General features: G+C 41.1%; 10 protein-coding genes. 1 reads left to right on the top strand and 9 read right to left on the bottom strand.

Going from position 1 to position 10027, the window contains the following annotated elements; translation table 11 throughout:
- From C1642_RS19305 to C1642_RS12690, 6 genes are all read right to left on the bottom strand, one after another.
- Positions 1–102, bottom strand: a 102-nt coding sequence (locus tag C1642_RS19305) for a biotin carboxylase N-terminal domain-containing protein (RefSeq protein ID WP_146035330.1), incomplete at its 3' end; no start/stop codon positions are given.
- Between the two features lie 18 nt (positions 103–120).
- Positions 121–957 carry an enoyl-CoA hydratase/isomerase family protein gene (locus C1642_RS12710; protein WP_103236403.1) on the bottom strand — a complete coding sequence of 279 codons (837 nt, stop codon included), beginning with the start codon at positions 955–957 and terminating at the stop codon, positions 121–123.
- 10 nt (positions 958–967) lie between these two features.
- Positions 968–2125, bottom strand: coding sequence for an acyl-CoA dehydrogenase family protein (locus C1642_RS12705; RefSeq protein ID WP_000673016.1), 1158 nt, complete (start codon positions 2123–2125; stop codon positions 968–970).
- Positions 2126–2167: 42 nt separating this feature from the next.
- Entirely contained in the window at positions 2168–3781 is a 1614-nt protein-coding gene (locus C1642_RS12700; protein WP_103236402.1) for an acyl-CoA carboxylase subunit beta, read from the bottom strand.
- A gap of 10 nt (positions 3782–3791) precedes the next feature.
- Positions 3792–4703: an SDR family oxidoreductase gene (locus tag C1642_RS12695; RefSeq protein ID WP_213064276.1), complete on the bottom strand. Its 912-nt coding sequence runs from the start codon at positions 4701–4703 to the stop codon at positions 3792–3794.
- Positions 4704–4723: 20 nt separating this feature from the next.
- Positions 4724–6529 (bottom strand): acyclic terpene utilization AtuA family protein, encoded by a 1806-nt coding sequence (locus tag C1642_RS12690; RefSeq protein ID WP_065709754.1) that lies wholly within the window; start codon positions 6527–6529, stop codon positions 4724–4726.
- Positions 6530–6715: 186 nt separating this feature from the next.
- Between C1642_RS12690 and C1642_RS12685 the strand changes: the two genes are divergently transcribed.
- Positions 6716–7315 carry a TetR/AcrR family transcriptional regulator gene (locus tag C1642_RS12685; RefSeq protein ID WP_000562197.1) on the top strand — a complete coding sequence of 200 codons (600 nt, stop codon included), beginning with the start codon at positions 6716–6718 and terminating at the stop codon, positions 7313–7315.
- Between the two features lie 31 nt (positions 7316–7346).
- On the opposite strand, the gene C1642_RS12680 is transcribed toward C1642_RS12685, so the two are convergent.
- The 3 genes from C1642_RS12680 to C1642_RS12670 all read right to left on the bottom strand — a co-directional run bounded on the left by C1642_RS12680 (position 7347) and on the right by C1642_RS12670 (position 9776).
- Complete coding sequence (locus C1642_RS12680; protein WP_001176661.1) at positions 7347–8510, bottom strand: acyl-CoA dehydrogenase family protein; 1164 nt, start codon at positions 8508–8510, stop codon at positions 7347–7349.
- Positions 8511–8646: 136 nt separating this feature from the next.
- Positions 8647–9210, bottom strand: a complete 564-nt coding sequence (locus C1642_RS12675) for a DUF4256 domain-containing protein (RefSeq protein ID WP_000988422.1) — start codon at positions 9208–9210, stop codon at positions 8647–8649.
- A gap of 170 nt (positions 9211–9380) precedes the next feature.
- Positions 9381–9776, bottom strand: coding sequence for a DUF2007 domain-containing protein (locus tag C1642_RS12670; protein ID WP_001198600.1), 396 nt, complete (start codon positions 9774–9776; stop codon positions 9381–9383).
- Between the last annotated feature and the right edge of the window lie 251 nt (positions 9777–10027).

The following is a 10027-nucleotide window of genomic DNA, read 5'->3' as shown; positions in this document are numbered from 1 at the left end:
GGAATAAACTGCGACGGTTTGGTAACCCATTGCCTTGGCTGTTTGCATAACTCGAACTGCAATTTCACCACGATTGGCAACCAGTATTTTTGAAAATTTCATTATTTTTATCCTTATCTCTTATGTTTCATCGGCCCAATTTGGTAACCGTTTCTGGATAAAAGCCATCGTTCCTTCTTGTCCTTCAGCACTACCAACCGCTTGAGCAAACTGCTGTGCAGCATCATCTAGCAACTGATTTAAAGGTTCATTGAGTGTTCGATATAACAGTGCTTTAGTCACACGTGAAGCTTGAGGAGCTGCTCGTTTAATGTGTTGAATGGTTTCCTCTAAAGCTTGTTCAAGTTCAATTTCATTATGTGCAATTTGATGAACCACACCGACACTCAGTGCTGTATGCCCTTCAAAACGCATGCCGAGTAAAGCAAGTCGGCGTGCCTGAGTCAGGCCAATACGTTTCACCACAAAAGGAGCAATTTGAGCAGGAATCACACCAAGCCCAGTTTCAGGTAAACCAAACTGCGCATTATCACGGCTAATGGCAACATCAGAAACACATGCCAGCCCAAAACCTCCACCTAACACCGCACCTTCTAAAATGACCACAACAGTCTGTGGTGCAGCTTCAACTTGCTCAAGCATGGCACCAAAACGGCGGTTAAAGTCAGTATAAGGTTGTAGACTACCAATGTTAGTTGCTTCAACGCGTAAAGCAGCCATGTCCTTAATATCACCACCTGCGCAGAAAGTCCCACCTTCACCACGAAAGATGACTGCACGAATTGAAAGATCATCACGTATGGCATTAAAGACTTGTTGAATTGCATTGACCATATTCAAGTTCATGGCATTACGGCTCTCCGGTCGGTTTAACCAAAGATATAAAATACTGCCGTCTTGTTCTAATTGAATACTGTCATCAATATCTAAAGCTTGAAGCGATGCTGAAAGTGTCATGGCTGATTCCTTATTTTTGTTTTTTTGGCAAGATATCCATCAACTTACAGATAATCCCCAACATAATCTCATCTGCTCCACCGCCAATAGAGCCTAAACGACCATCACGATATAGCTGGGATGCAGGGTTATCCCACATAAAGCCATTGCCACCCCAATATTGTAGACAGCTATCAGCAACTTCACGGCTTAAACGGCCTGCTTTGAGCTTTGCCATAGATGCCAGTTTGGTCACATCTTCACCAGCAATATGCTGTTCACACGCTTGGTAGGTTAAGGCTTTAAGCGCTTCTACTTCAGTCATGAGTTCGGCAAAACGAAAATGGATATATTGGTTATTAATGAGTGGTTGACCAAACGTCGTACGCTCTTTGGTATAGGCGATAGTCTTTTGAATTAAATTTTCCAAACCACCAATTGCATTAGCACAAGCCCATAAACGCTCTTCCTGAAATTGCATCATCTGCATCATGAAGCCCATACCTTCAACGCCAACCAAATTACGCTGAGGTACACGTACATTGTCCAAATAAACTTGTGCTGTGGTCGTTGAACGCATACCTAATTTATTTAACGGTTCTGAAAAACTAATCCCTTTAGTTTTGGCTGGCACAATAATCATCGACTTATTAACATGTGGTTTATCGTCAGACGTATTGGCTAAAAGACAAAAGAAGTCGGCCTGCAGTGAGTTGGTAATCCACATCTTGCTGCCGTTAATGACATAGTCATCGCCATCTTTTTTAGCAGTCGTTTTAATAGCAGCAACATCCGAACCAGCATGTACTTCCGATACCGCAATTGAGGCAACATATTCTCCAGCAATGGCTGGTGTTAAAAACTCATCACGTAATTCTTTGCTGCCAAAACGCGCCAAAGCAGGTGTTGCCATATCGGTTTGTACACCAATGGCTAAAGGCACACCGCCACAAGCTGCTCGTCCAATTTCTTCGGCAACCACAAGGTTATAAGAGTAATCTAAAGCCAGACCACCATTTTCCTCAGGCTTACAAATCCCCAATAGGCCAAGATCACCCATCTTTTTAAATACATCGTGGATCGGGAAACGTCCAGCTTCTTCCCATTCCGGAATATTCGGATTCAGTTCATTTTCAACAAATTGACGCGCTGTGCGACGTAATGCTTCATGTTCGGCAGTAAATTTCATGATGTTGTTCCTATTAATTTTTTTAATTACGGCAAAGGTTTATTAAAAACGAGACACACCAAAACGGGTCGGATTTAGATCGCGCTGCTGTGCTTCATAAATGGTTTGTAAAAGAAAAATCAGTAATTTTCGGGTATCTCGCGGGTCAATAATGCCGTCATCATGTAGCATGGCCGTATTGAAAAGCGCGGTAGATTGCTGCTCTAATTTCATGGCTGTACTTTGCTCAAGAAAATCGAGCATTTGCGGATTCGGTTCCTGCCCGGAAGCTTTTTGTTTCCCTTCAGCAACAATACGTAGTACCTTTCCGGCCTGTGCAGCCCCCATTACAGCAACATGCGAGTTCGGCCAAGCAAAAATAAAATCTGGCGATAAACTCCGACCACACATTGCGTAGTTACCAGCACCATATGACCCTGCCACAACGATTGAAATTTTAGGTACAGTACAATTGGCAACCGCTTGAATCAGTTTTGAGCCATGCTTAATAATGCCATTTTGCTCGGCATCGGTTCCCACCATAAAGCCAGTAGTGTTATGTAAGAATAATAACGGGCGGTTAGTCTGTTCACATAAGTGAATAAACTGCGCTGCTTTCACTGCTCCTTGAGGGGTAATCGGACCATTATTGGTAATAATACCGATATGCAAACCACCAATTTTTGCCCAGCCACATACCGTTAAATCATCATATTCCTGCTTAAATTCTAGAAAATCTGAATCGTCAATAATGCGGGCAACCACTTCTTTCATATCAAATGGTTGTTTAGGATCACTTGGAATCACACCCAACAGTTCCTCGGTATCGTAACGAGGCTCTTTATAAGTCACATCAACTGGTTTGATTTGCTCTTTCCAGTTGAGGTGTTCAAAAATTTCACGTGCAAGCCGAATTCCATCGGCATCATTTTCTGCTAAGTATTCTGCGGTTCCAGCAACCTGCGCATGCATTTCCGCCCCACCCAATTCCTCCGCTGTAGCGACTTCACCCGTAGCAGCCAAAAGTAAAGGTGGGCCTGCAAGTAACATTTCAGTCTGTTTACGTACAGCAATCACATAGTCCGAAAGACCTGGTTGATAAGCTCCTCCTGCCGTTGCATTCCCATGTACCACTGCAAGTTGTGGAATACCTGCTGCAGACAAACGTGCCTGATTGGCAAAAGTCATACCACCATAGGTAAATACTTCAGCTGCATAATTTAAGTTAGCGCCGCCACTTTCGGTCAGCGTAATCAGCGGGAGTTTTTGTTCTAAGGCAATTTTTTGCAAACGCAAAGTTTTCTGTACGCCCATAGGAGACATGGTCCCGCCTTTAATCGCGCTATTACTTGCAGAGACCAGACAACGCACACCACTGACAAAACCAATGCCAGCAATTACACCACCACCAGCTTCGGAGCCATCCTTGTCATCATGCATGTTGTAGCCAACCAAACCACAAAGCTCGACAAAAGGCGAATCAGCATCGAGCAATAACCGTATACGCTCATGCGGCAGAATCTTGCCCTTTTTATCGAATTTCGGTTTAGCAGCATACGATTTATCAATGCTTTTTTGCTGAATTGCACGGACTTCACTCAGCTGAGCAAGCAGTGCCTCTTTATTCTTTTGATACTGTTCACTACCAACAGTAATTTCGGATTGAAGAATGGTCATTTTTTATTCCTCACTCCGAGCCTGAATTATTGCTTTGCTCGACTTTCTCAGTCTTATCTTTTTTAAAAATTTCAGGAATAAACGCGCGGTGGAAACCATTATAAGACTGACTATTTGTCGCTTCGGCTAGTGGGTACATGCGTGTCCCTTGCGATGCAGCGCCATCAATACGCAAAGTTACACCTGACACAAAAGCCGCAGCATCTGACAGTAAATAACAAATCGCCGATGAAACTTCCGACTCAGTTCCCATACGTTTTAGCGGTACATTGCCAGCAAGACTTGGAATAACCACTTTGGCAAAATCACCGCTATAATTATCCATACCGGATGACACAATCCACCCCGGTGCAACCGCATTTACACGAACGCCAGATTTGCCCCACTCAACCGATGCTGTTTTAGTTAAGTTATCAACCCCTGAACGCGCAGCACCAGAATGTCCCATTCCCGGCATACCGCCCCACATATCAGCAGTCATATTGACAATACTGCCGCCATGTTTAACCATCCATTGGTTATAAGCTTCACGCATTAAATAGAAAGTTGCGTGTAAATTATTACGCACGACTGCATCGAAACCATTCGCCGAAATATTCTCTAAAGCTGAGGGGAACTGCCCGCCTGCATTATTTACCAAACCATCGAGTTTGCCGAATTTCTCAATCACTTCGGCAATCATATTTTTCACTTGTTCTTCTTCACGGTTATCACAAACAATGAAATGAACTAAACCACCATCTTCTATAATTTCTTGGCTTACTTTCTCTAATTTTTCAATTTTGCGTCCTGTAATCACGACTTGAGCGCCAAGGGCTGCAAGCTCATGTGCAGTACAGCGTCCAATTCCTGAGCCACCACCTGTCACAATAATGACTTTATTGGCGAAAGCATCTGGTCTAAATATTGATTGATAACTCATCTTTGTTTCATCCATTCATTTTATTTTTCTAAAAGATGTGCCGGAACTTTAACAGGCATATCCAATAACTGTTGGGCAAAGGCTTTACCTTGCGGATCAATACGCAAGCTTGCAACACCACCACCGCCTAAGGCATTCTCCAACATAAAATTTAGTGCATTTAAACCCGGTAACTCATAACGGATTACTCGCCCTTTCTCAGCATCCAAAACATGCTGCATATAGCTTGCAACAGACTGTTCAGTTAGTGCTGCACGAATCCATGGTAAATAGTCTGCTTTACGTGCAATCACGCCAATATTGCTATGGTTGCCTTTATCACCACTGCGGGCATGCGCAATTTCAATCAAAGGAACTTCAATTTCATCTCCTTGATAAACTGCATTTTCACCTGCCGTCAATGTAGGCAATTGCTCTGTAGAAACCCCTTGTGGAATCTCAACTGGGTAACGTTTGCCTTCAAAATCAATTTCAATATTCAATTGATTTTTATCAATTAAAAATGAAAATAACTTAATCACTGGAGATGCTTTTGGTCGACCTCCAACAATTCCTGCCAAGGCTGGAGCCATACCTGTTGAAGCTTGTGCAATTTCAGATGCAAAGAACATACATGCTTCTTTAAACATGTGTTTTACAGCTATTTTAACTACCACTTCACGACTATTTAATGTTTGGGCATGGTCGCCATAGGTACTTTCAATACCTAAAATTTCAACAGACTTTTCACTAAATGGCGGCACTGAGCGCATTGCTAAAACACGTTCGCACTTAGTCAAAATCGCATCAGCAATGACTTGTGCTTTTCGTGGTGCCTCACGTCCTGCAATGAGGAAACTCACTAAAACCCGATATCCATCTGGGTAAGTCGCGCTGACTTTATATTGTGTAGTTGGTGCTTGTCCTTTTGCACCCGTCACACGAACTCGGTGCTCCCCGACTTGCTCTAAATGCACGTGGCTGAAATCAGCAATTACATCGGGTAGTAAATATGCTTGAGGATTGCCTATTTCATAAACAATTTGCTCTGCAACAGTAGCAGTAGAAACCAGACCACCCGTACCTTGAGGCTTAGTTACAACAAATGAGCCATCTTCACTCACTTCAACCACTGGAAAGCCCATGTTGTCGAAGCCCTGTACCAATTGCCAATCGGTAAAATTACCACCCGTACATTGGGCTCCACATTCAATCACATGACCTGCCAACGAACCTTGCGCCAATTTGTCATAGTCATCTAAAGGCCACTGATATTCATGAAGTAAGGGTGCAAGTACCACAGCAGAGTCAACTACACGGCCAGTAATTACAATATCGGCGCCTAAGTCTAAGGCATCACGAATAGCAACCGCGCCTAAATAAGCATTACTGCTTGCCACCTGTTCTGGCAACGCTTCTCCGCTAAACATTTCTTGAATATTCTGTGATTTTAGCTGCTCATGTTTTGGCAAAAGATCATCACCTAACACCACAGCCACTTTCAGATCTAGACCATACTCTTTAATAATTTTTTGCAATGCGTCCCGACAAGCCAATGGATTAACACCACCCGCATTACTAATCACTTTAATCTTTTTTTCAGCAATTTTTTTTAGTAAGGGTGCCATGACTCGGCTGACAAAATCTAAAGCGTAACCATGTTTCGGTTCTACCATCTTCGCTTTTGCCATAATCGACATGGTAATCTCGGACAAATAATCAAAAACCAAATAATTAATATCGGTCAAATGCACTAACTGAAAAGCGGCAGTATTGGTATCTCCCCAAAACCCAGAGGCACAACCTATTTTTACGACTCGATGATCATCCTGCTGATTATTTGCCATTCTATTTCTCATTATTTTGTCTAAAAATCAGCCTCAACATTACCAAGCAAGCGCTTGGTTTGTAAAGCGCAAAATGTTATTGTGATGTTGACCAAATCTTCCAAATTCGGCAAATAATCTGAAATGCGATGAAATTTAGTGAAAATTTCCACTATAGACTTTTAGATAAAGGAACAAACTGAGCACATGATTGCCACCTCAATTGAACAGATTCCATATATCCCCTGCTTTGATGACAGTCCACGTGGCCGTTTATTACACGGTGCAGCCTATCTTTTTCATAAGCAAGGCTATGATAAAACCACTGTTCGTGAACTTGCTCAGTTTATTGGAATCCAATCGGGAAGCTTATTTCATCATTTCAAAAGTAAAGATGATATCCTCGCTCATGTGATGGAACAGACCATTATCTATAATCTTGCCCGTTTAAATGATGCAGCAACTCAATCTACAGACCCAGAACAACAATTACGTGCTCTTATTAAAGCCGAACTGATCTCAATTACTGGAGATACTGGTGCAGCCATGGCTGTGTTGGTGTACGAATGGTTCGCTCTATCAAAAGAAAAGCAAGATTATCTTTTAAAAATGCGTAATGAATATGAACAAATCTGGCTCGACGTTATAGAAAAGTTACGCACACAAGGTAAAGTCAAACACGATGCTTTTATTTGGCGACGCTTAATTGGCGGTGCAATTTCATGGACTGTAACTTGGTATAAATCTGAGGGTAAAGTCAAAATTGATGAGTTAACGGAAATGGTTTGGGAAATGGCTTTGAAATAAAAAAGGTGGCTCAAAGTCCACCTTATAAGAATTAATAACCAAGCTGTTTACTAATCAAATCTTTCATAATTTCTTCAGCACCACCGCCAATCATATTGACCTTTACTTCACGGTAAATACGTTCTGACTTGGTACCTCGCATAAAGCCCATACCACCTAATGTTTGTACAGCCGCATCAGCACAAAATTGCATAGTGCGAGTCGCAACATTTTTAAGCATTGAAATTTGCGCCACCAACTCAGGTCCTTGTAACTTCGGCTGAGTCATTTTCCATGCTGTTTCTTCAAGTAATGCCCTCGTTGAGGTCAGTTGGGTTGCCATATCTACCAATTTATGGCGTACTACTTGATGATCAATTAATCGCTTACCAAAAGTTTTACGTTGCTGTGCCCACTCTAAAGCTTCTTCATAACAGACTAATGCATACCCATAAGCGACTACTCCCAAGAAAAACCGCTCCATATTAAAGTTATTCATAATAACTTTAAAACCGGCATTTTCTTTGCCAAGTAGATTTGATGCAGGTACTCGTACTTGATCAAAATGCAAATGTGCCGTATCTGATGCCCACCATCCCATTTTCTTCAAAGGCGTTTTAGTAATACCTTCACTATGGGCATCAATGAGTAACATTGAAATGCCTTCTGCACCCGTTTTTGTCGGATCAGTACGCACTGCAACTGTATAATAGTCTGCACGAATTCCCGATGTAATAAATGTTTTCTCGCCCGAAACAATATAATAATCCCCATCTCTGACAGCTTTAGTCTGTAACGCAGCAACATCTGAACCACCACCAGGTTCTGTAATCGCTAAAGCCGAAATTTTCTCACCGGAAATAATACCTGGCAGAACTCTAGCCTTTAACTCCTCACTCCCAAAGTGCTGAATGGGAGGGGCGCCAATGGTATGGACCATGAGCGAGATATGCACCCCACCTGAACCCGCCTTTGCCATTTCGATACCAGCCAGTAATGAATAGAATGGATCTGCATCTGGAATACCACCATATTCTTCTGAAAAACCTAGACCCAATAATCCAATTTCGGCAGCCTTTTTATAAAGTTCTCTTGGGAATGTCTCAGCCTCATCCCATTCATTAACGAAAGGTGTCATTTCTTTTTGTACAAATCTACGAACATTATCGGCAAAAGCTATATGTTGTTCATTATAGTAAATTGGATTGAGCTGCATTTTTAGAAATGTCCTGATGTTTTTATTTAATTCCAGAACATATCTTGTCATGTTTACCATCAGTCAAAAGTTGCAAGAATCTCCATTTTCTTGGCATAAAATATCAAATCCAGACGATCGAGTTGATTCGCAAGACCTATACCCTTAAACAGCAGCGAAAACCACGAGCTGCATAATATGACTGGGCTCCATTGTGATAGATGAAGACTCGACCATAGCGACGGTCCGCAAAAAGAGCTCCTCCTAATTTTCGAATTTCCTCTGGAGTAGCAAGCCAGCTTGATGTTTTTAGATCAAACTCCCCGAGCTGTTGTAATTGGTGATATTGCTCTTCTGTTAGGAGTTCAGCCCCTATTTCTTGGACTAAGTCTATTGCGCTATTTTTAGGAGGATGGTCTTTTCTAGACTCTAAGGCTTCTCGGTCATAGCAAAGGCTTCTACGACCTTGAGGGGTTTCAGCAGAACAATCGACGAATAAATATTCATCTTTTTGCTTGTTATACGCTACAACGTCTGGCTCTCCCCCAGTATTCTCCATTTCTTGCAATGTCCATAGTTTATCTGGAGACTCAATAAGTTTAGCTCGCACATTCGTCCAATCAATTTCTTTATGTCGATGTATATTCTTTTCAAATCTATTTTTTAATAATTCAAGCAACATATCTATTTGTTTTGAAGTCAATTGTTTTTTAGTCATCATTGAATACACCTTATAGTTATTAAACAGAACGCCCATCAAAATAATTTATTTTCTTTGTTTAATATCGAGGGCTTCTCTGCCTCAAACATTAATTGCAGAGATAGAACTCAATCCAATCTCTCTACATGAGGGTCCATAATTAAGATAATAAATAATCCTTTACTATATATTTAATTCCAAAAGTGTCCACAACGCTTACATTTACTCCCATTTTTAAAAGAAAATAAAGGTAGGCCGAAAAACATAAACACTAAAAAGGCAGATTTTTTTCCTTTAGTATTAACCTCTATATCCAAACTTCCACACTCAGGACAATATTCTTTATTCTCCCCGAACTTTTGTTCAAGCTCATCACTAAAGTCTTTTTCAAGAAATAACTTCGCTTCATCAACATAGTTTTCTGGAACTAATAAACGAACTCCACCTAAAGCATTAGAATAAAACCAATCCATATTAATTGTATGCTCATTTTCAATATAAGCAGGAATTCCAAATGCTTCTAATTGAGTTTTTGCAATTTGTGCCTCATAAGGAAACGAGAAAGTTTTAACTACGATCCATTGCATATTAAATTTCTGATGAGGTAAATAACTTTAGATTAGCTTTATTTCTTTATAATTTGAATCAATTTTAAAGTTTAAAGGATTGAGGATACAAATTCCAGCTATAAAAATTGATTGATTTCCCATATAAAAAAACACCCCAACCTCTTTTGAGATTGGGGTGTTTAGAATAATGAGCTGGCGATGACTTACTCTCACATGGGTAATCCCACACTACCATCAGCGCTAAGAGGTTTCACTTCTGAGTTCGGGAA

The organism is Acinetobacter sp. AKBS16 (assembly GCF_002899995.1).
Lineage (GTDB): Bacteria > Pseudomonadota > Gammaproteobacteria > Pseudomonadales > Moraxellaceae > Acinetobacter > Acinetobacter baumannii.
This window is presented reverse-complemented; position numbering and strand designations above follow the sequence as displayed.